The sequence below is a fragment of the Pseudofrankia inefficax genome, assembly GCF_000166135.1.
GTDB classification, from domain to species: domain Bacteria; phylum Actinomycetota; class Actinomycetes; order Frankiales; family Frankiaceae; genus Pseudofrankia; species Pseudofrankia inefficax.
On sequence record NC_014666.1, the window covers coordinates 7,110,465 to 7,132,701 of the forward strand.

Genomic DNA, 22,237 nt, shown 5'->3' on the forward strand with positions numbered 1-22,237 from the left:
CGCTACCGACCGCCAAGGCCGGCGGCACGAGTTCCGCGCCATGATCTAGTCGGCGCCCCTGATCAGGTTGATCAGGGGGCGAGTTCGTCCATGGACCGGTAGAGGCGCTCCTCCGAGACGGGGTACGGGGTGCGGAGGGTCTGCGCGAAGAGGCTGATCCGCAGTTCCTCGATCATCCAGCGGAGCCGGGTCAGGTCGGGGCCGGGCGCGGTCCCGGGCGGGAGAAGATCGGCCGCCAGCTCGTCGTAGGCGGTCCGAACCCGGGTGACCTTGGCGAGCTTCGGCTGTTCGGCGGTGGCATCGGCCGGGAGCCGGTCGAGCCGGCGCAGGGCGCCCGTCAGGTACCGGGCCAGATCGTCGAGGCGGTCGGCACCGGCGCCGGCGAGAAAACCGGGATAGATCAGCTCGGCGAGCTGGCGGCGCAGGTCCTCGATGCTCGCCGTGAGCGCGGGGCTCAGGTTCGCGGCGCCCTGGGCCCTTCCGTTCTGGGCCTTCGCGCTCTGAGCCTTACCGCCCTGCGCCTTGCCGCCCTGAGCGGCGGCGAACGCCGAGCCGAGCGACCGCAGGTCGGTCAGCTGCACCGGACGCGCCGACGCCCGACCGGCGGTCGGACGACCTGTCAGGGCGTCGATCCGGGTCTCGACGTCGTGCGCCAACGTCAGCACCCGTTCGGCGGCCCGGACGACGGCGAGGGAGCGCTCGGGCAGCTCGGCGCGCACCTCGTCGCGAAGGCGCTCGAAGCCGGCCTCGTCCCAGACCGGGCCGCCTGCCTCGGCGATCAGCGCGTCGGCCGCCGCCGCGATGGCGTCGTCGAGCAGCGCGCCGACGCTGTCATGCGGGTGGTGGCGCAGCGCCAGCTTGGTCGCGTTGGACAGCTGGGTGTTGATGTACCGGATCGGGGACGCGACGGAGGCGAGCAGCAGCGCGCGGGTGCCGAGCGGGTGGGCGCGGGCCGCGTCCGCCTCGGTCGCCAGCACCCGCAGCGCCACCCCGCCGGGCTCGGCCACCAGCGCCGGGAAGCCGCGGACCTGGTGGCGGCCCGCTCTGCGCTCGACGGTGCGCGGGATGGTGCCGAGGTCGCCCCAGCCGGTCAGGCCGGTGCGTTCCAGGTTGCCGCCGGCCGCCGACACCGCCGCGGTGAGCTTGGGCGCCAGTGTGCGCTTCAGCTCGTCGAGGTCCTTGCCCTCGGCAAGGGTCCGCCGCGCCGACTCGGCCGACTTCTGGCGACGATCTCCGCCGCCGTCCCGGCCAGCCTGTCCGTCGTCGTCGGCCTGTCCGCCGCCGGTCCGCCGGCCGCCGGTCCCGTCATAGACCCGGAAGGTGATCCGCAGGTGCGGCGGCAGCCGGTCGAGGTCCAGGTCGGCGCGGGACACGGTGGTGCCACCGCCGATCCGGTTGAGCTCGCGTTCGAGGACAGCCAGCAGCGGGCCGTCGGCGGGACCGACCCGCCCCAGCACCGCGCGGGCGTAGTTCGGAGCGGGCACGTAGCTGCGCCGCAGGGCCTTCGGCAGCGACCGGATCAGCTCGGTGACCAGGTCCTCGCGCAGTCCGGGCACCTGCCAGGTGAAGCCGTCCGGCTCGACCTGGTTGAGGATGGCGAGCGGAATGTGCGCGGTCACGCCGTCGGCCGCCGAGCCGGGCTCGAACTGGTAGGTCAGCGAGACCCGGTGCTCGCCGTCGCGGCCGGCCGGCCAGGAGTCCGGAAAATCGTCCGCCCGCACTCCCTTGGCGGTCTCCGAGACCAACATCGCCGGGTCGAACGTGAGCAGGCCGGGCGTGCGCGGACGAGTCTTCTTCCACCAGGCGTCGAAATGCCGCCCCGAGACGACGTCCACCGGAATCCGCGCGTCATAGAAATCGAAGATCGTCTGATCGTCCACGACGATGTCGCGGCGGCGGGCACGGTGCTCCAGATCCGCCGCGTCCGAAAGCAGCCGGCTGTTCTCGGCGAAGAACGCGTGCTTCGTCTCCCAGTCACCCTCGACGAGGGCGTGCCGGATGAACAGTTCCCGGCACAGCGCCGGGTCGATCCCGCTGTAGTTCACCGACCGGGCGGCGACGATCGGCACGCCGTACAGCGTCACCTTCTCGGTGGCGAGCACGGCAGCGGACCGGCGCGACCAGTGCGGCTCGCTGTAGGACCGGCGGATCAGATGCCCGGCCAGCGGCTCGACCCACTCCGGCTCGATCTTCGCCGCGACGCGGCCCCACAGCCGGGAGGTCTCGACCAGCTCGGCGGCGACGACCCAGCGCGGCGGCTTCTTGAACAACGCGGAGCCGGGAAACACCGCGAACCGGGCGCCGCGGGCCCCCGCGTAGTCACGCTTCTCCGGGTCGAACAGGCCGATGTGCGAGAGCAGCCCGGTGAGCAGCGCGGAGTGCACCTGCTGCGGGCTGGCCGGAGCCGAGTTGGTGGACAGGCCGAGAGACCGGGCCGCCTGGCGCAGCTGGCTGTGGACGTCCTGCCACTCCCGGACCCGCAGGTAATGCAGGTACTCGGCGCGGCACAGCCGGCGGAACTGGTTCGAGCTCAGTTCGGCGGCCTTTTCCCGCAGGTAGTTCCACAGGTTCAGGTAGCCGAGGAAGTCCGAGGTCGGCTCGGTGAACCGTGCGTGTTTCTCGGTCGCGGCCTGCTGGGCGTCCGCGGGCCGTTCCCGGACGTCGCCGACCGCGAGCGCCGCCGTGATGATCAGGACCTCGGCCAGCGCGCCCTGCTCGTCGGCGGCCAGGATCATCCGGGCGAGCCGCGGGTCGATCGGCAGCCGGGCAAGCCGCCGCCCGAGTGGCGTCAGGCGCGGCGTCCGGCCCTCGCCGGCTCTCTCCGCCGGGTCCACCGACCCTGCCGAGCCGGCGGGTGCCGCCGGGCCGGCGGGCGCGGCCGGGGTGACGGGTGCGACCGGAGCCGAGGCCCGGCTGGGGCGGACCGCCTCGAAGGCGCCGAGCTCGTGCAGCAGGGCCAGGCCGTCGGTGACCTGGCGCGGGTCGGGCGGGTCGAGGAACGGGTAGTCGGCCACCTCGCCGAGCCCGAGCGACGCCATCGAGAGGATCACCGACGCGAGGTTCGTGCGCAGGATCTCCGGATCGGTGTACTCGGGCCTGGCGTCGAAGTCGTCCTCGGCATAGAGCCGGACGCAGATGCCGTCGGACGTCCGTCCGCATCGGCCGGCTCGCTGGTTCGCCGACGCCTGCGACACCGGCTCGATCGGCAACCGCTGGACCTTGAGGCGGTGGCTGTACCGGGAGACCCGCGCGGTGCCCGCGTCGACCACGTACTTGATGCCAGGAACGGTCAGCGAGGTCTCGGCGACGTTCGTCGCGAGCACGATGCGGCGGCCCGGATGCGGCTGGAAGACCCGGTGCTGCTCGGCCGTGGACAGCCGCGCGTACAACGGGAGGATCTCGCGCGGCAGCAGCTCTTTGCTCGGCCTGCGCGCGAGGGCGTCCGCGGTGTCCCGGATTTCCCGCTCACCGGACAGGAACACCAGGACGTCGCCCAGCCCCTCGGCCGACAGCTCGTCGACGGCGTCGCAGATCGCGGTGATGACATCCCGGTCCGGGTCCGCCTCCGGGTCGTCGGGGTCGACCACCGGCCGGTAGCGGACCTCGACCGGGTAGGTACGCCCGGACACCTCGATGATCGGTGCGTCGCCGAAATGCCGGGAGAACCGCTCTGTCTCGATCGTCGCCGACGTGATGACGACCTTCAGGTCCGGCCGGCGCGGCAGGATCCGGCGCAGGTAGCCGAGAATGAAGTCGATGTTGAGGCTGCGCTCGTGCGCCTCGTCGATGATCAGAGTGTCGTACTGCCGCAACAACCGGTCGGTACCAAGCTCGGCGAGCAGGATGCCGTCCGTCATCAGCTTGACCAGGGTGTCGTCGCCGACCTGGTCGGTGAACCGCACCTGGTAGCCGATGATCCCGCCCAGGCTCCCGGCGCCGGTCTCCTCGGCGATGCGGTCGGCGACCGTCCGGGCGGCCAGCCGGCGGGGTTGTGTGTGCCCGATCAGGCCGGTGACGCCGCGGCCGAGCTCCAGGCAGATCTTCGGGATCTGGGTCGTCTTTCCCGATCCGGTCTCGCCAGCGACGATGACGACCTGGTTATCCCGGATAGCCGCGAGGATCTCGTCTTTGCGCTGGCTGACGGGCAGTTCGGCCGGGTACTTCAGCGCTGGCACCGCGTCCCGGCGTAGCGCGACCCTGATCTCGGCTGTCTCGACCTCATCGGTGATCGCGGGGATCGTGCGCGCCCGCGACTCGGCGTCCGGATCGTGGCGGACCGCGTCGAGCCGGCGCGCCAGCCGATGCCCATCGCGCAGCATGAGCGCCGGCAGCCGGGCCGACAGGCCAGCGAGCTCCGTGCGTTCGGCGGCGCCCAACTCGACGGGCCGCCCACCATCCCGCTCCCGCCGGGCCGCTGGCCCGCGGCCCGCCCCGGTCTCGCCGCCGGAGTGCCCAGGCCGGCGCTTCCGGTCCGGCCGCCCGGAGCGCTCGGACGGCTTGAGGCCGCTGGCAGCCGGCCGATTCGGGGCGTCCATCGGGTCAACCGCGTCGGCGGACGCGGCCGACTCGCCGGAGCCGACGGCCGGCGAAGCGGCCGGCTGCACGGCTGGCGACGATGTCACGGCGACGAGACTCTCCGATTCGAGGGCGAGGCGGTCCGGGGTCGGGTCTCTCCGCCTACAGACGGTCTCACACACCAACCGGTCCACGGCCGACACCGACCGCGGCCTGGGCACCGAATTCCCTAGAGCGCAGCGAACGGCCTCTGCCGGGTATTCCCGTGCTGGCGAGCGTCGCGCCCCGGCCGAAAGGCGTCAAGGCAATATCTGGTCCCGGCGGAACCCGCGTCAGCACGGGCGTCGGGAGGCCACTGCCGTCTCCGGCGCGGTCGGCCCTTGGTGTGCACCAGGCCGCTCCCCTGGTCCTCAGACAACACCCGCGAGCCACCGCGAGGTGGGACGACGAGACCAGGTCCCACCACCCAGGCTCGCGGGGCTCGAGAGCCCCGCGAGCCCTGGGTCGAGAAGACGATCAGACTGCGCTGGAGGCCGCTGGTTCAGGCTCCTTGGCGTCCGCGGGCTCCGACGGCCCGGGAACGAGGGCGCTGACGTTCCCGCGCCAGGACGGACGTCCATCGGGGCTCGGCGGCAACGTCGGCGCGAAATCCTCACCGAGGCGGCTGATCGCCGTCCGGGCGAAGATCTGCTGGTGGGTGACCGTCCGCTCCGAACGGCCCCGCCCGACGAAGCTGACCGCCCAGTGCAGCAGCGTCGTGACCCGGTGCTTGAACCCGATGATGTAGACGAGGTGCACGGCGAGCCACATCAGCCAGGCGACGAAGCCGGTCAGCTTCAGCCGGCCGATGCTGGCGACCGCGCTGAACCGCGAGATCGTCGCCATGCTGCCCTTGTCGTGGTACTTGAACTTCTTTCCGGTCTGCCGGCCGTTGATCCGGGCCCGGATGTCGCGCGCGGCGTGCCGACCACCCTGAATGGCCACCTGGGCGACCCCGGGCAGCCTGTTCAGCGAGATCATGTCGCCGACGACGTACACCTCGGGGTAGCCGGGCAGCGTCAGGTCCGGCTCGACCTCGACCCGGCCGGCCCGGTCGAGCTTGGCGCCCGACTGGTCGGCCAGCTGCCTGCCGAGCGGGTTGGCCTGCACACCGGCGGCCCATACCTTGCAGACCGACTCGATCCGCCGCTTGCCGCCGCCCGCGTCCTTGACCTCGATGCCGGTCGCGTCGACGTCGGTGACCATCGCGCCGAGCTGTACGTCGACGCCCAGCTTCTCCAGCCGCTTCACGGCGTAGTCACCGAGCTTGTCGCCGAACGCGGGGAGCACGGCGGGCGCGGCGTCCAACAGGACAATGCGCGCCTTATGGGGATCAATGTTCCGGAAATCCCGGCGCAGCGTCCGGTGGGCGAGCTCGGCGATCTGGCCGGCCATCTCCACACCGGTGGGGCCCGCACCGACGACGACGAAGGTGAGCAGCCGCTCGATATCGGCCGGGTCGGTCGACGCCTCGGCCAGCTCGAACATCCCGAGAATCCGGCCGCGCAGCTCGAGAGCGTCGTCGATGCTCTTCATGCCTGGCGCATGCTCAGCAAACTGATCGTTGCCGAAATAGGACTGTCCGGCGCCGGCGGCCACGATCAGGCTGTCGTAGTGGTGCACCGTCGTGCGGCCGATCAGCTCGGACGTGACGGTCCGCTCGGCCAGGTCGATGTTGGTGACCTCGCCGAGCACGACCCGGGCATTGCGCTGACGACGCAGCACCTCGCGGGTCGGCGGAGCGATCTCGCCCTCTGACAGGATGCCCGTCGCCACCTGGTAAAGCAGCGGCTGGAACAGATGGTGGGAGGTCTTCGCGACCAGGGTGACGTCGGCCCAGGCACTTCGCAGTGCCTGCGCGGCGAACAGCCCACCGAACCCGGAGCCGATGACCAGGACGCGGTGCCGGTAGACGCCGCCCTCCGCCGGGCTGTCAGTGGTGGCGAAAGTGTTCGCGGTCACAATTCCTCTCCACATATGTACCAAGGCTTCCAGCGGCCCCGCCGGGACAGGTGCGCTCCGCCGTCTGCCAGAGTGTGCGCTCGTTTCCGCGTCGTTCTCCTCGACCATCCCACAGGAACGGCCGGCTGTGGTGGGAGCACCGACGTGAGTTTCGACCCGTGCACCGCTCGCATACGCTCGGTGGCGCTGTCACCGAAATCACACGCCGCCGCAATGTAGGCAACGTCACGCGACTCGGCCACCCGAAGCGCCGGTGATAGGGCCGGCCGGCAAGGCGTCCTATCGTCGCTCTGGAAATCGGTTGCATTACGCCCTCTTTAAGTAGGCGCCGTTCGCGCGCATTCCCAGCGGGCCACGGCCCGGCGGAGCGCCCGGCCCGAACATGGGAGCCTTGGTCCAGTCAGGCCGCGGTTAGTGCCAGGTCCGCGAAGGACGAGACCCGCGGGTAGCCGGCGAGCGCCGCGGCATAGGGCTCGCCGGGCCGGGCGACCCCGACCACCCGCCAGCCGGCGGCGCGCGCGGCATCGAGCTCGGCCGGCCGGTCCGTCAGGAACAGCAGCCGGCCGGGCTGGGCATTCAACACGGCGGCGATCCGCGCGTACGAGCGCTCCGCTGTCTTCGGCCCCGCGTTGTCCAGGTCGAAATGCGCGGTCAGCAACGGGCCCAGATCATCGGGCCGCTCCGGACTCGGCCGGCCGGCCGAGTCGAGGGCGGCGGCGCGGCCGAACCAGGCCCGCTGGGCGACGGCCGAGCCGGACGAGTAGACGGCCAGCCGGATGCCGGCAGCGTGCCAGCGGCGCAGCGCGGGCGCGACGTCGCCGAACAGCACGCCGGTCAGCTCGCCGGCGGCGAAGCCGGCCGCCCAGATCTGGCCCTGGAGCGTTTTCAGCGGAGCGGCCTTCACGTCACGCGCGAGCCAGTCGTCGAGTGCGGCGGTGACGCGGGCGAGATCCGCGGCCGGCTCACCGAGCAGCTCACGTACCTGGGCGACGGCCCGGCAGGTCCGCGGGTCGTCCGGGTGGCCGGCCAGCCAGCCGGCCAGCCGGGCCCGGGCATACGGGTACAGCGTCCCGACCACCGCCGCGGTCGGGCTGGTCGTTCCCTCGATGTCGACGACCACCGCCGTGACGCCGTCGGCACGCTCAGGACCGGCCGGGGCCGTCACGCCCCCGCCGTGACCGCGTCCGCCTGGGCCGCGAGCGCGTCGAAGTCGGGGAATTGGGTGGCGAGGTCGCTGCCGGTGAAGTCGCCGACCCAGCCCTCGGGGTCACGGAAGAACCGGACCGCGGTGAAGGAGGGCTCCGTGCCCATGTCGAACCAGTGGGTGGTGCCGGCGGGGACGAAGAGCAGGTCGCCGGCCTCGCACAGCACGGCGTGCACCTCCTCGCCGCGGGCCTCGTCCCGGGTGTGCAGGTAGAAGACGCCCCGCCCGGCGGCAAAGAACCGGACCTCGTCGTCGGCATGGGTGTGCTCGGCCAGGAACTTCGCCCGGGCGGCCGCCGCCGTCGCCGCGAAGGCCGGCTGCCCGGTCGGGTGCAGCGCGGCGACGTCGACCTCGACGAAGCCCTCCGCGGACACCAGTCCCTCGATCAGGTCGCGGTACGCGGCCAGCACGTCCTCGGCCGGCGCGTCGGGCGCGAGCCCGGGCGCCAGCGGCCAGCGCTCCAGCCGAAAGCCGAGCGCGCGCAGCACCGACTCGATCTCGGGCCGGTCGACGGTCGAGCCCGTGGTCGTCGTCGGGTCGCTCGCCGACCAGGTCGTCAGGGCGGTCATCGTGCCTCCTCGGTCCGCGGCACCGGCCGGCCGTTCGGGCCGGCCCACCGCACCGATCGTCCGGCCCGCGCGAAACGGTCGTCAAGGCACCCCCAAACGGCGCACCCACGCTACCCACGAGGAGGGCGCGGACCGCGCACCTTGACCCGTCCAGGGCCCGGTCCGCATAGTGCCGCCATGCCGCAGCCGTCGATCCCGGAACCGGAGGACGGTCCGCCGCCGCCTCGGGCGGCCCGTCCGAGCGCCCGGCCGCCGCACCGGTGGCCTCCGCCGCCCCCGCCCGCGCAGCCGCCACGCAACGCCACACCGGACGTCCCGGTGTCGGTGCCCCGGCCGGGCGGCCCGTCGGCCACGCGCCGGTCTCGCGCCGCGGACCGGACGGCCCCGGCGCTCCGGCCGGTCGCGTGGGCGGGCGGCTCGATCCGGTTGCTGGACCAGACGCTGCTTCCGGACCGGCTCGCCGACCTTGAGATCCATCGGGTCGACGACCTGATCGCCGCGATTCGCCGGCTCGCGGTGCGGGGGGCGCCGGCGCTGGGGATCGCCGGGGCGTACGGCGTCGCGCTCGCGATCGTGCAAGCCGCCCGGGAGGGCTGGGACGGCTCCACGTTCACCGCGGCGGTCGGCCGGCTGCGCGCGGCCAGGCCAACCGCCGTGGCGCTCGCGCAGGGCGTCGACGCGGCGTACGCCAGGATCGACGACGGTCTCGACGCCGTCGTCGCCGTCGGCGGCGCGCTCGCCGACGCCGACGAGCGGGCGAACCGGGCGATCGGCCGGCACGGCGCCGACTGGATCCTCGCCCGGCTCGGCGACCGGCCGCTGCGGGTGCTGACCCACTGCAACACCGGGGCGCTGGCCACCGCCGCCTGGGGCACCGCCCTCGGCATCATCCGCGAGCTGCACGCCCGCGGCCGGGTCGAGCTGGTCTACGTGGACGAGACCCGCCCGCTGCTGCAGGGCAGCCGTCTCACCGCCTGGGAGCTGGCCCAGGCGGGCATCGACTACCGCGTCCAGGTCGACGGTGCCGCGGCCAGCGCCATCGTCGGCGGGCTGGTCGACGTCGCGATCGTCGGGGCCGACCGGATCGCCGCCAACGGCGACGTCGCCAACAAGATCGGCACCCTCGGGGTGGCACTCGCCTGCGCGCACGCCGGCGTCCCGTTCGTCGTCGCCGCCAGCGCCTCGACCATCGACGAGGAGTCGGCGGGCAGCGCGGCCATGACCATCGAGCAGCGCCCGGATGACGAGGTCCTTCTCGTCGCCGGCCGCCGCGTCGCCCCACCGGGCGCCCGCGCGCACAACCCGGCGTTCGACGTCACCCCGGCGGGCCTGGTCGACGCCCTGATCACCGAACAGGGCGCGCGGCTGCCGGCCTCGCCGTTCACCCGCTGACGGCGGCGTCCCGGGCAACGGCAGCGTCTCGGGTAACGGCAGGGTCCCCGGGTAACGGCAGCGTCTCGGGTAACGGCAGCGTCCCCGGGTACTGGGGCGAGCTGGGCTAGCCGTCGGTCACCAGGGCGCACAGCCAGTCGGCCGCCTCCGCGTGCCGGCGGGCGGACCGCAGGTCCTCGCCCCAGGCATAGAGGCCGTGGCCGGCCACGAGCAGCGCCGGCACGGCCGGCTCCAGCGCGGCGAGGGCCGCGTCGCCGAGCACGGTCATGTCCTGGCTGTTCTGGATGACGGGCAGCCGGGTGGCCGGTCCGTCGGCCGGCCGGCCCAGCGCCTTGAGCATCTCCAGGCCCGCGAGCTCCAGCCCGCCTGGGTGACGGCCCGCGGCCCGGACGCTGGCGAGGGTGTGCAGGTGAACGACCGCCCCTGCCCCGGTCGCCGCCGCCAGCCGCGCGTGCAGCGCCGCCTCCGCGGACGGCCGCGGGCCGGGGCGGGCCGCGGCCGGGCGGGACGGGCTCGCGGCGGCCGTCGCCGAACCGGCGCCAGGTGACGGGAGCAGCCGGCCGACGGCGTCGACCAGGACGATGTCCCCGGCGGTCAGCTCGCCCTTGTCGCCCCCGGAGGCGGTCACGGCCAGCCGCAGCGGGTCGCGCCCGAGTACGACCGAGAGGTTCCCCGAGGTCGCCCGCATCCAGCCGAACCCGGCGAACCGGGCCGCCTCGGTGACCAGTTCCCGCGCCGCCGCCGCGAGGTCCACGCCGCCGTCCGCCATGCCCCGACCCTCCCACAACGGCGGCGGGGAACGTGGCCAGCCAGCCACCGCGCCTGACCGCGCCACGGCAGGGACGCCCGGCACGCGGAAAGGTGTGGACACCTACGACGCCAGGGGCGCCAAGGGTTGTGTCGCGCACGATCATTTCACGAAAGATATAAATGTATGCGGCCCTGCCAAGGTGCCCCCAGCGTGCGGGTCGCGGGCCAGGGCGGTGGCGTCCCGACGCCAGATCTCCTTAGCCGCAGGTCAAAGGCCTACCCCGACCGCACCGAAACCCATCGTTGACATGACGCTGGGTCACTTCTATCGTCCCATCGTCAGCTCTATACCTATAAATATTTAGATCGGCCGTGTGGTGGCATCCATTGTGCCGCCGCGCTCTCAACCGGTCAGCGCGGCCCAGCCGCGCGGACCGTCGTCCCGGTGGTACGGCCGGCCCCGGGCGCCCACCGCTGCCCGCTCGCGATGACGCGCGGGCACGGACATCCCCATGAGCCTCGGCGGCCCGTCAGGTCCGCCGACGGGCGCGCGGCATTCGCCGCGCGCCGCCACCGCGCGCACCGAGAGAGGGCACAACCATGTCCAGATCCGCCCGCCCGAACCAGCGAAGAACGCGATTCCGGAAACTGGCCGTGCTGTTACTCGGTTCGCTGACGAGCCTGTTGCTCGTGGGCACCGGCGGGCCGGCGCACGCGGCCGCGGGCGTTTCACTGCCGGGCGACGAGTCCCCGCACGTGAGCGCCGGGATGGAATGGTGGTACATCACCGGCCATCTCAGCGGGAAGGACCTCCTCGGAAAGACGCACTCGTACGGCTTCGAGACCCTGATCAACCGCGTCGACGGCCTCTCGACCGCGCCGGTCGCCACCATCTACAACGGCAACTTCGCGATCGCGGACCTGACCCGGGGCACCTACTCGTCGACGAAGAGCCTTTACAGCATCAGCCCCGACAACGTCCCGGCCGGCGGCGGCTTCAGCGTCAGCGCGGGCCCCATTCACATCGACGGCAAGAACCTGGTCAACCACTTCTCCGGTGGTTTCTCCGACCTGAGCTACGTCTTCGGCACCATGACCGCGAGCCAGACCCAGCCGGCCGCGCTGCACGGCAACGCCGGCACCATCGGCTACGGGCCGTTCGGCACGTCGGGCTACTACTCCGAGACGAACCTGCACGTCACCGGGACCCTGTTCGACCACGGCAGCCCGGTGAACGTGACCGGCACCGCCTGGCTGGACCACCAGTGGGGTAACTGGACGCCGGGCCAGGGCGGCTGGGAGTGGTACAGCCTGCAGCTGTCGAACAACACCCAGTACATGCTCTACTTCATCCGCGACGCGAACGGCAACTACGTCCAGACGATCGGCACCCGGGTCAACGCGGACGGCACGACCACCAACCTGCCGACCGCCCAGCTCAGCCGCGCGACGACGGGCACCTGGACGAGTCCGGACACCGGAATCACCTATCCGGTGGCCTCGACGGTGAACGTTCCTGGCGGGACGCTCGCCGTCACGCCACAGCTGGTGAACCAGGAGGTCTGGAGCAGCCTCATTCCCCAGGGCAACTACTGGGAGGGCACCTCGACGGTGGCGGGCACGATCAACGGCCAGGCCGTGACCGGTCAGGCCTACGCCGAGGTCATTCCCTTCATCGACATGCCAGGCCATGGCTACGTCTGGACGTCCGTGAAGAACCTGCTCGGGATCTGACGAGCCGAACCCTCACGGCCCCGGGGCGACCCGGGGCCGTGAGGCCGTCCGTAGTGCCGCTCCGCGAGCGCCTCAGGCGAGCGGGAGATAGGCGCTGGCGACGGCCTCGCGGTTGGCCTCGGCCTCGGCGGCGGTGCCGGACCAGGCGACCCGGCCGTGCCGCAGGACGTGGACCCGGTCGGCGATCGTCAGCGCGCTGCGGACGTGCTGCTCGACGAGCAGGACGGCCAGGCCGTCGTCGGCGGCGGCTCGCACCGCCATCAGGAGCCGGGTGACAAGCTGCGGCGCGAGGCCGAGCGACAGCTCGTCCGCGAGCAGCGCGGTCGGCCGGCGGGCCAGCGCCCTGGCGAGGGTCACCATCTGCTGCTGCCCGCCAGAGAGCAGCCCGGCCTTGCGGTCCAGGTGCTCGGCCAGCTCCGGGAAGGCGGCCAGCGCGAGGGCCGGGTCGCAGCGCCCGACGCGCAGGTTCTCCCGCACGGTCAGGCTCATGATCACCGAGCGGTCCTCGGGGACCAGGCTCAGGCCGGCCCGGGCCCGCCGGTGCAGCGGTGCCGTCGTGGCGGCGCCGGCCCAGTGCACCTCGCCCGAGTGCGGCGCGAGCGCACCGGCCAGCGTCAGCAGGGTCGTCGTCTTGCCGGCACCGTTCGGGCCCAGCAGCACGACGACCTCGCCGGCCCGTACCGGCAGGTCGAGGTCGCGCACGACCGGCGCGCCGCCGTAGCCGGCGGACAGCCCACAGGCGGCAAGCACGGGCGGCGCGGCCGGCGCCGACCTGGCGCGGCGGAGCCGGCCAGCCGGCCGGTCGCGCTCGCCCCGCCGGACGCTCGGCAGCCGGGGACTCATCGGCCGGCTCCCGGCGCGACCGGAGCGTCGGCGCCGGCGGTCCGAGCGGCCCGCTGCCGAGTGCTGGTGCCCCGGCGGCGCCCGTCCCCGCTGACCTGCTCGCCGAGGTACGCGAGCTGCACGTTCGGATCGTCGCGCACCGCCGCGGGCGTGCCCTCGGCGATCATCCGGCCGGCGTCGAGCACGACGATCCGGTCGCAGACCGACATGACGACGTCCATGTCGTGCTCGTTGAGCAGGATGCCCAGCCCCCACTCGTCGGCGAGCCGGCGCAGCAGCCGGGCGACCTCGCGGCTCTCGTTCTCGTCCAGGCCCGCGCACGGCTCGTCGAGCAGCAGGACGGACGGCCGGGCGGCGACCGCGCGGGCGATCGCGAGCAGCCGGCGCCGGCCGTAGGGCAGCTCGGTGACGGCCCGGGTCAGGTCGTCGCGCAGGCCGAAGGCCTCGATGGCGGCCCGCGCCGCCGGCGGGAGCACCCGGGTCCGTGGCCAGAACAGGTTGGTCAGGTAGGCCCTCAGGTCGCGCGGGTCGCTGGCCGCCTCGATGTTCTCCAGGACGGTGAGGTCCTCGAACAGCTCGAGGTTCTGGAAGGAGCGCTGGACGCCACGGCGGGCCCGGCGGTGCGCGGGCAGCCGGTCGAGCCGGTGCTCCCCGAGGGTCAGCTGGCGCGACCTGGCCGGGGTGTAACCGGTGATCGCGTCGACCACGGTGGTCTTGCCCGCGCCGTTCGGGCCGATCAGGCCGACGATCTGGCCGGGTGTCACCCGGAGGTTCACGTCGTCGACGGCGGTCACGGCCCCGAACCGGACGGTCAGCCCCCAGACGGACAGCGTCGCAGGCCGGATCACGCCGGCACCGCGGCCAAGCGCGGCCAGCCGCCTGGCCGCCCCCGGCTCACCCGCCGGGATCGCTCCACCGTTCGGGTCGCCGCCCACCGGCTCGGGGCCGCCCGCGGCGAGCAGCTGGTCGGCCCGGCGCCGCTCGCGGGACGCGTAACGGCCGCGCCGCGACGGGGGCGTCAGCTGAGTCGCGATCCCTCGGGCCGCCGCCGCGTTGCCCGGGGCCATCCCGCCCCCGGACGTCGCCAGGATCGTGACGAGCACGATCCCGCCGAGCAGCGGGACGTAGCGGTCCAGCTGGGTCAGCCAGTCGAGTACCCGGCCGCTGGCCGCGACGGCCACCGCGGTGAGCACCGCCGCGCCCACCCACGGCCCCGGCCGGCGCCACACCGGCCGCCGCGCCGACGCCGCCATCGGCACGTCGTCCCGCGCCCCTGCCTCGGCGCCGTCGTCGACCGCTGGCGCGGCTTCGCCACCCGGCGCCGGGACCGGGCCACCCGGAGCCGGCGCGGCGGCGGACCGACCCGCTGACGAGCCCAGGCGAGCGCCGAGGCTGAAACCGACGACGGTCCCGAGCAGGGCGATCACGGTCCTGGCGAACGCGGCCACGCCGGTCAGCAGGTCGCCGATCCAGGCTCCCAGCCGGGTGCCGAGAGCGCCGGTCGCCCAGGTCGCGCCGGCGAACGCACCGCTGACCCAGCCGACGCCACCCAGTACCGCGAAGGCGATCAGCAGGATCGAGGTGAACGGCGAGAACAGCCCGCCGCCGTAGTCGATGTTGCCGCGGGCGCCGTAGGTGTAGAAGGCGAACAGGACGCCGCCATAGCCCGCGATCGCGGCCGAGAGCGCGAACGCGTACAGCTTCGCGCCGACGACGCTGATCCCGAGCGCGGCGGCCGCCCGCTCGTTGGTCCGGACGGCGATCAGCCGGCGCCCGACCCGGCCTCGGCGCAGGTTCGCGACGGCCACCGCGAGGACGCCGAAGGACAGCAACGACAGCGTCGCGAAGGCCCGCGGCGCCTCGACCGTGTCGAGCCGGACGCCGAACAGCGTCTGGTGCCCGACGATGGTGCCCTCCGGATCGCCGAGCACGCCGAACGCCGCGGCGGCCGAGCCCGGTGGCGGCGGGGTGTGGTAGCCGCGCTGGAAGAGGATGGAGTCGGCCGCGGCGCCCAGCCCGAGGGTGACGACGGCCAGTTGGAGGCCACGGGTGCGCAGCGCCGGCAGCGCGAACAGCACGCCGAGCGCCGCCGTTCCGAGCACGCCGAGCGCGAGCGCCGCCTCCAGCGGCCAGCCCCGCACGGCCACCAGCCGACCCGCGATCAGCGCGGCCACCCCGGAGAACGCGAGCTGCGCCAGGGAGAGCTGACCGGTCAGGCCGACCAGCACCACCACCGAGAGGATGAGCATCGCCCACTGGGCGTTGACGTCCAGCGCGTTCACCCAGTCGACCGGCAGCGCGTACCAGATCAGGCAGATCGCCACGGTCATGGCCACGATGAGCGCTGGCCAGTGGATTCGGCCGCTTCCGAGCGCGGGCAGCTTCTCGTTGACGTGCCCTCTGTCGGGGATGTGCCGGCCGCGGATCGCCAGGTAGAAGACGATGACCAGCAGCGGGATGGCCCGGTCGACCCCGCGCCAGGCCGGGTGCTTGCTGACCAGCTGGACCTGGGTCTCCACCTCGACGATGGCGAGCACCACCGAGGCGACGAACACCGCAGGGAACGAGCGGAACCCGGCGACCAGCCCGATCGCCAGCGCCGGCACGATCAGCAGCATCAGGTTGGGCGCGCCCAGCGGCTGCTGGAGCGGGGCGAGCAGCACCCCGGCGAGACCGGCCAGCGCGGCCCCGAGCGTCCACGCCCCGGCGGCCACCAGGTCGGGCGACCAGCCGAACGTCGCCGCAGCCCGCGGGTTCTCGGTGACGGCCGTCGCCGCCAGGCCGATCGTCGTGTGCCGGAACAGCGCCCACAGCCCGGCCAGTACCGCGCCGACGACGCCGAGCCGGACGAAGACGCCCCAGTCGACCGGCATCCCGAACAGCGTCACGTTGCCGGTCGGCAGCACGGTCGGCGAGGAGCGCACGGCCGTGCTGTAGATCAGGGTGAGCATCGCCTGGAGGATGATCAGCAGCCCGAGCGTGGCCATGACCCTGGTCAGGGCCGAGCCGTCGCGCATCGGGCGCATCACGAGGAGGTGGAACAGCAGGCCGATCAGCGCGGTCGAGCCGACGGCGAGCACCGCCGCGAACCAGGTGGGCAGCGACCAGACCACGGCCGCCCCGTGAAAGGAGTAGGCGGCCCAGGCCAGCAGCGCGCCGTGCGCCAGGTTCAGCACGCCGGATCCACGCTGGACGATCACGATCCCGGCCGACATCAGCGCGTACAGGCCGGCCGTGCCCAGACCTAGCAGGGCGTAGCCGATCACGTCGTTCACCGTGGCCTACCCCTTGCACCCGTCGAGCCGAAACCCCCGGCTTCCGGGGAAACGCGGCATTCTGACCAAGGGGCATGGTCGCACAGCGCTTACCCGGAACCGGGGCCGGCGTCGTTCGTTGAACGAGGGAGGGGAGTTACGGATGCTCGAGCTGGTCGCGGGAGCGAACGGACCGTTACCGCACGGCGTGGTCCAGGTGCGGCTGCCCGGGCCGTTCGACCTGTCAGCGCTGGTCATCGGGGCCGACGACCGGGTCGGTGGCGACGCCGATTTCGTCTTCTACAACCAGCCGTCGACCCGCGGCGTCCGGCTCACCTCGGCCCGGCCCGCCGGTCCCGGCCGCGCCGTCCTGATCGGCGCGGACGAGGTGACGCTCGAGCCGGGCCGGCTGCGGGCCGGTGCCGAGCGGGTGATGCTGGTCGCGAGCCCCGCCGACGGGAGCACCCCGTTCGGCCGGCTGCCGGCACCGACGGCGACGGTGTATGACAGCGCTGGCGCCGCCGCGGTCCGGCTCGTCCCGCCGCGGCTCGGCCCGGAGACGGCGCTGCTGGTCGGCGAGATCTACCGGCGCGCGGGCGGGTGGCGGGTCCGGACGATCGGCCAGGGCTACGCGGACGGCCTGGCCGGGCTGGCCCGCGATTTCGGCGTCGACGTGGACGACTCCCCCGGCCCCGCGCCGGCCGTCCCCCCGGTCCCGGCTGGCCGGCGCCCGAGCGACGCCCCGGTACCAACGGGCCCGCCGTGGTCAGGCCCTGGGCCCGACCCGTCGGTCCCCGGCTCGATTCCCACCGCCGTCCCGGTGCCGCCACCGCTCATGACGCCGCCACCGCTGGTTCCCGAGTCGCCCTCCGACCATTCGCCCTGGTCGGGGCAGGGGCGCGCCCGGGTGTTCGGGGTCTACGGCCCGTCTCCCGAGCCGGGCCAGTGGGCGCAGCCGCTCGGCCGCGACCCGCTCGCGGAGGTGGTCATGCTGACCAACCAGCAGCGCCAGCTGAACGGGCTGCCGCCGCTGGCTCCGGAACCGCTGCTGGCCAGGGCTGCCGCCGCGCACAGCGCGGACATGGCAGCCCGCCGGTTCTTCGACCACCGCAACCCGGACGGCCTGCAGGTCGCCGACCGGGTCACCGCGCTCGGCTACCGGTTCGGAACCGTCGCCGAGAACATCGCCGCCGGCCAGCGGACCCCGGCCGAGGTGGTCACCGGCTGGATGAACAGCCCCGGCCACCGGCGCAACATCTTGTTGCCCGAGATCACCCAGATCGGCGTCGGCTACTCGCCCAGCGCCGACGTCTACGGCTGCTACTGGACCCAGGTGTTCGGCACGCCGCGGGCCTGGTGAGGCCGCCAGCGTGAGTTCGCCGCCGCTGGCGGCGAGCCGCGGCGGCGGATCACCGCCGCGGCTCGGGAGGCCGGTCGATCAGGCTCCGGCCTGCTCCAGGATCTTCAGCGCGTCGTAGCTCTGGGTGCCGAGCGGGACGTAGGTCTTGGTCGCCGCGTCCCAGCGGACACCGCGCATCGTCGTGTTGAACAGCCGCTGCGCGCCGGGGATCGGCGACGGCTTGGTGAAGTTCAACGCCGGGGTGATACCGCCGAGGTCCAGGTTCGAGGTCTTGTTCAGCTGGTCGAGCAGCGCGGTCGACGTCAGCGCGTCGCCGGGGATGGCGTCGGCGACCTTCTCGACGATCTGCACCGACAGCCAGGCACCGATCGTGTTCGTCGAGCTGGTCCGCAGCGCCGCGTCCGGGTCACCGGCCTTGACCTCGGCGTCGAGCTCCTTGACCGCCCGGGCGATCTCCGGGTACTGGGTGGCCTGGCTCAGCTCGGGGAAGGCGCTCGCGAAGACCAGCGCGTTGGCCGCGGTTCCCTCCTGCGTCAGCCAGTCGCGGGACAGGACGCCCATCGCGTGGCAGTACTTCTGGCCGGTCGAGCCGCCGGCCTTGACCTCCGCGTAGGCGCCCTGGTCGACGACGACCAGCACGGTCCCGTCGACGCCGGCCCGCTTGACCTGGGTCGCCGTCGGGGTGAAGTCGCTGGTGTCGATCGGGACCCGCGGCTCGATGACGAGCGGGGACCCGGCCTGCTTGGCGCCGAGCTCGGCCATCTTCATCAGCCGGTCGACCTGCGGCAGGCTGTAGCCGACCGCGCCGAGCTTCGTCGCGCCGGCCGCCTTGAGCAGCGCGGGGCAGACCGCCGGGTAGTAGGTCAGCGGGCTGAGCATGAAGCTGACCGAGGAGGACAGCTCCGAGCCGTCGATCGAGATGCCGGCCGAGCCGATCGACGGGATGTGCGCGGCCTCCAGGATCGGCATGATGCCGCCGCTGGCGCTGACCTCGTTGACGACGGCGAGGACGTGGTCGCTGACCGCCTGGTTCGCGCAGGACTTGGCCGTCTCCGCGTCGTTCTTCTCGTTGCAGTAGACGAGCTCGACCGGGTGGCCCTTGATCCCGCCGCGGGAGTTCAGGCCACGCACCGCGGCCTTGGTCGCGCCGACGATGTCCGGGTAGTTCGAGCCGGCCGTCCCGGTCGGCGCGATGACCATGAGCTTGACCGCTGCGCCCGCTGCGACCGCGGTCGCGCCGCTCCCGGTGCCGTCGCCGCTCCCGGACTCGCTGCACGCGGCCAGAGCCAGCGCGGCGCCGAGCGCCGCGGCTGCCAGGCGCAGCGTGTGCCGTCGTCCCACCTGGGACCTCCTCGTCGTTCCCGCGGAACCCGTTGGGCCGCCGGAGTCCTTGGCCCGCTGGGCCGAGCAACGACACCGTAGCCGGGCCGGATCCGCCACCGGGGTGTGGGTGGTCGACATCGCCCGCGCCCGCGTACCGCGCGCACCGCGCCGTAGTGGCCTGGTCGCGGTCGGCGCCAGGCTGGGTCGGTCCGACGCGGCCTCGCGTCAGATCAGGTGCGACCACGCGTAGGCGAAGCCCATGACCTGGTCGGTCAGCGTCTCGAAGCGGTCGGCCACGGACGGGTTCGCGATCGCGCCGTACGGGTCGATCGCCGCGCTTTCGTGCTTGCTCAGGCTGATCCCGAGCGGGGTGGGCCAGCCGCCGAGCGCGTGCACGCGGGCACGCAGCGCCGGCAGCGCACCGCCGGCACCAGGGCCCTCGTCGCAGGCCAGCAGCCCGACCGGCCGAGCCTCCAGGCACGGCCTCGGCGCGTCCCGCAGGTCCCACAGGTAGTCGAGCGCGTTCGTGACCAGGCTCGACGTGCCGCCGAGGTAGTCCGGGGCGGCGATGAGCAGGCCATCGGCGCGCCCGATCTCGCCGATGAGGCGGCGGGCTCCCGCGGAGCGCTCGCCGCTGTCCGGCTGGTAGGGCGGCAGCTCCAGCTCGGCGAGGCTCAGGATGACCGTCTCGGCACCGGCCTGCGCCACCATCTTGATCGCCGCGCCCAGCGCCCGCATCGTCGGCGCGTCGGCCCGCGGCGAGCCGCCAAGGCCGACGATCAGTGGCCGACGCCGCCCGGACTGGCCCGGCCCGACGCCCGGATTGCGGCGCTCCAGCCCCGGCCCCATCCCGCGGTCACCGCCAAGCTCGCTCGGTGCGCCCGTGGGGCGTCGGACCGCCAACGGAGAGCCGTCGCGTACCGAGGCCGGAATGGTCCCGAAGCCGTCCACCCGCACGCTCCCTCACGACCGGCTGTTGGCAGATATTGACAGATTGAGCGTATGGCGGCGCTGAGCACGGAGAATGCGCGGGTCATGGGCATGTCTGTCCGATGGTGTTCCGGTGGCCGTCGCATGCCCCGTTCTCGCTCGGTTCGCGCTTGGTGTTGGTCCGGCGACCCTGCGCTCCACAAAGGACCGCCCGTGGACACAGGTTCGGCACCCCGGTCGGACGCAGACGGACAACGTGTTCTAAGTCGCAACGCGGCCGGGCGCGCAACCTCTTTCGGTCGCCGCCCGTTCTCGGTCGCAATCGGTTCTAGCCGGCAATGAGCGTAACGAACGGCCAACCGGTCGTCTTGTGGCCGTAACAGGGCGGTCTTACGTTGCTCGGCATGAACGATCCTGTCGACCCGGCCATCCGCCAGCGCGCCGTCGACGCCGCTCGGGGCGCCGGCCCGTTCGACCTGCTGATCACCGGGGGCAGCGTCGTGGACGTCGGCACCTGCGAGGTGCGCCCCGCCGACGTCGGGCTGGTCGGGCCGCTGATCGCGTCGGTGCACCCCACCGGCAGCCGGACGGACGCCCTGGACGTGTTCGACGCGACCGGCCGGTTCGTCGCCCCCGGCCTGGTCGACATGCACGTCCACTTCGAGAGCTCGATGCTGACGCCCGGCGCCTACGCCAGCGCCGTCTGCCCGCGCGGCACAACGACGATCTTCGGCGACCCGCACGAGCTGGCGAACGTCGCCGGCCTCGCCGGGGTGCGCTACGCCGTCGAGGCGAGCCGCGGCCTGCCGGTCCGGTTCATCGTGCAGGCGCCGTCGTGCGTGCCGCCGATGCCGGGTCTCGAGCTGTCCGGCGCGGACCTGCACGGCCCGGACGTCGCCGAGATGCTCGCCTGGCCCGAGGTCGGCGGCCTCGCCGAGGTGATGGACCTGCTCGGCGTGCTGACCAGCGACGGCCGGATGGTCGACGTCGTCGCCGCCGGGCTGGCCAGCGGAAAGATCGTCAGTGGCCACGCCGCCGGCCTGAGCGGCCCCGAGCTGCAGGCGTACCTGTCCGCCGGGATCACCTCGGACCACGAGATCGTCGCCGAGCCGGACGCGATGGAGAAGCTGCGCAGCGGGATGACCGTCGAGCTGCGCGGCGCGTTCGAGCACCTGCTGCCCGGCCTGGTCGCCGAGCTGAACGCGCTGCCGGAGCTGCCGACCCACCTGTGCGCGGCGACCGACGACCTGTTCGCGCTCACTCTGCTCACCGACGGCGGCGTCGACCATTTGTTGCGCCGCCTGGTCGGCTTCGGCCTCGACCCGGTGCGGGCGCTGCGGATCGCGACCTACCACGCGGCCTACCGCCTGCAGCGCACCGACCTCGGCCTGGTCGCCGCCGGCCGGCAGGCCGACCTGATCGTGCTCTCCGACCTGGCGACGGTGACGGTCGACGACGTCTTCACCGCCGGGCGTCATGTCGCCTCCGGCGGGCTGATGCTGGTCGACGTCGTGGAGGGCCCCAGCGAGCCGCCACTGGACACCATGAAGATCGGCCCAGTGACGCCGGCCGACATGGTCCTGCGCGTCGGCGACCTGCCAGGTGGTACCGAGAACGGCACCGCCCGGCTGCGGGTGCTCGCCGGGCCGATCTTCACCCAGTGGGGCGAGGTCGAGGCCGAGGTCCGCGACGGCGTCGTCGTCCCACCGCCGGGGCACATGCTCCAGCTGACGGCCCACCGCCACGGCCGGATCTCCGCGCGGCCACAGGCCGCGCTGATCTCGGGCTGGGGCGAGTGGACCGGAGCGATCGCCACGTCGGTCTCGCACGACACCCACAACCTGGTCGTCTTCGGCCGCGACCCGGTCGACATGGCCGCGGCGGCCAACGCGGTGATCGCGACCGGCGGCGGTGTCGCCGTCGCGTCCGGCGGCGTGGTCACCGCGTCGATCGCGCTGCCGATCGCCGGCATCCTCTCCCCGCTGGCCGCCCCCGACGTCGCCGCCGCCCAGCGGGCACTGACCGACGCGGCCCAGGAGATCGGCCTCGACCTGCACCTGCTCACCCAGCCGCTGTTCCACGTGATGGTCGCGGCCCTGGCCTGCCTCCCCGGCCCGCACGTCACCGACCTCGGCCTCATCGACGGCACCACCGGCCAGCTCATCCCCTCCCCCATCCTCGCCTGACCACCAACCCCGCCTCCCGCCCGGCGCCCGGCGCCCGGACGGCCTTGATCGTGGTTTGCGCCCTCCCGTGGTTGCCGGGCGGCCTCGATTGCGACCATGGGAGGGCGCAAACCGCGATCACCCGGAGGGGCGGCCGATCGGGGAGGGCGGCGCGGGCTGCGAGCACACTCCGGCTC

The 22,237-nt window shown here is 73.4% G+C and carries 13 protein-coding genes; 4 read left to right on the top strand and 9 right to left on the bottom strand.

The window, feature by feature from the left end:
- Positions 1-71 precede the first annotated feature (71 nt).
- The 4 genes from hrpA to FRAEUI1C_RS28720 form a co-directional block, all read right to left on the bottom strand.
- Complete coding sequence (gene hrpA, locus FRAEUI1C_RS28705; RefSeq protein ID WP_013426878.1) at positions 72-4,718, bottom strand: ATP-dependent RNA helicase HrpA; 4,647 nt, start codon at positions 4,716-4,718, stop codon at positions 72-74.
- A 313-nt stretch (positions 4,719-5,031) separates the two neighbouring features.
- Positions 5,032-6,516 (bottom strand): NAD(P)/FAD-dependent oxidoreductase, encoded by a 1,485-nt coding sequence (locus FRAEUI1C_RS28710; RefSeq protein ID WP_013426879.1) that lies wholly within the window; start codon positions 6,514-6,516, stop codon positions 5,032-5,034.
- Positions 6,517-6,916: 400 nt separating this feature from the next.
- Positions 6,917-7,681, bottom strand: coding sequence for an acireductone synthase (gene mtnC / locus FRAEUI1C_RS28715; protein WP_013426880.1), 765 nt, complete (start codon positions 7,679-7,681; stop codon positions 6,917-6,919).
- On the bottom strand, positions 7,678-8,289 hold the full coding sequence (locus FRAEUI1C_RS28720; RefSeq protein ID WP_013426881.1) for a 1,2-dihydroxy-3-keto-5-methylthiopentene dioxygenase: 612 nt from the start codon (positions 8,287-8,289) through the stop codon (positions 7,678-7,680). The genes mtnC and FRAEUI1C_RS28720 overlap by 4 nt, the downstream gene beginning before the upstream one ends.
- Positions 8,290-8,466: 177 nt before the next feature.
- Here FRAEUI1C_RS28720 and mtnA point away from each other — a divergent pair, with 177 nt between their 5' ends.
- Positions 8,467-9,681, top strand: a complete 1,215-nt coding sequence (gene mtnA, locus FRAEUI1C_RS28725; protein WP_232425160.1) for an S-methyl-5-thioribose-1-phosphate isomerase — start codon at positions 8,467-8,469, stop codon at positions 9,679-9,681.
- Between the two features lie 106 nt (positions 9,682-9,787).
- Here mtnA and mtnB read toward each other — a convergent pair whose 3' ends face one another.
- A complete protein-coding gene (gene mtnB / locus FRAEUI1C_RS28730) occupies positions 9,788-10,450 on the bottom strand; it encodes a methylthioribulose 1-phosphate dehydratase (protein ID WP_013426883.1) in 663 nt (220 codons plus the stop codon).
- A gap of 635 nt (positions 10,451-11,085) precedes the next feature.
- Between mtnB and FRAEUI1C_RS28735 the strand changes: the two genes are divergently transcribed.
- Positions 11,086-12,165: a lipocalin-like domain-containing protein gene (locus tag FRAEUI1C_RS28735; RefSeq protein WP_041259696.1), complete on the top strand. Its 1,080-nt coding sequence runs from the start codon at positions 11,086-11,088 to the stop codon at positions 12,163-12,165.
- A gap of 72 nt (positions 12,166-12,237) precedes the next feature.
- On the opposite strand, the gene FRAEUI1C_RS28740 is transcribed toward FRAEUI1C_RS28735, so the two are convergent.
- Positions 12,238-13,008: an ABC transporter ATP-binding protein gene (locus tag FRAEUI1C_RS28740; RefSeq protein ID WP_013426885.1), complete on the bottom strand. Its 771-nt coding sequence runs from the start codon at positions 13,006-13,008 to the stop codon at positions 12,238-12,240.
- Entirely contained in the window at positions 13,005-16,283 is a 3,279-nt protein-coding gene (locus FRAEUI1C_RS28745) for an ABC transporter permease subunit (RefSeq protein WP_013426886.1), read from the bottom strand. Before FRAEUI1C_RS28745 ends, FRAEUI1C_RS28740 begins: the two co-directional genes overlap by 4 nt.
- A 142-nt stretch (positions 16,284-16,425) precedes the next feature.
- Between FRAEUI1C_RS28745 and FRAEUI1C_RS28750 the strand changes: the two genes are divergently transcribed.
- Complete coding sequence (locus FRAEUI1C_RS28750) at positions 16,426-17,622, top strand: CAP domain-containing protein (RefSeq protein ID WP_013426887.1); 1,197 nt, start codon at positions 16,426-16,428, stop codon at positions 17,620-17,622.
- 78 nt (positions 17,623-17,700) lie between these two features.
- Here FRAEUI1C_RS28750 and FRAEUI1C_RS28755 read toward each other — a convergent pair whose 3' ends face one another.
- Positions 17,701-18,963 (bottom strand): ABC transporter substrate-binding protein, encoded by a 1,263-nt coding sequence (locus tag FRAEUI1C_RS28755; protein WP_013426888.1) that lies wholly within the window; start codon positions 18,961-18,963, stop codon positions 17,701-17,703.
- A gap of 207 nt (positions 18,964-19,170) precedes the next feature.
- The gene (locus FRAEUI1C_RS28760; protein ID WP_232425161.1) at positions 19,171-19,896 is read right to left on the bottom strand and encodes an NADPH-dependent FMN reductase; all 726 of its coding nucleotides are present in this window, start codon (positions 19,894-19,896) and stop codon (positions 19,171-19,173) included.
- A gap of 383 nt (positions 19,897-20,279) precedes the next feature.
- Between FRAEUI1C_RS28760 and FRAEUI1C_RS28765 the strand changes: the two genes are divergently transcribed.
- Positions 20,280-22,061, top strand: a complete 1,782-nt coding sequence (locus FRAEUI1C_RS28765; RefSeq protein WP_013426890.1) for an adenine deaminase — start codon at positions 20,280-20,282, stop codon at positions 22,059-22,061.
- Positions 22,062-22,237 lie beyond the last annotated feature (176 nt).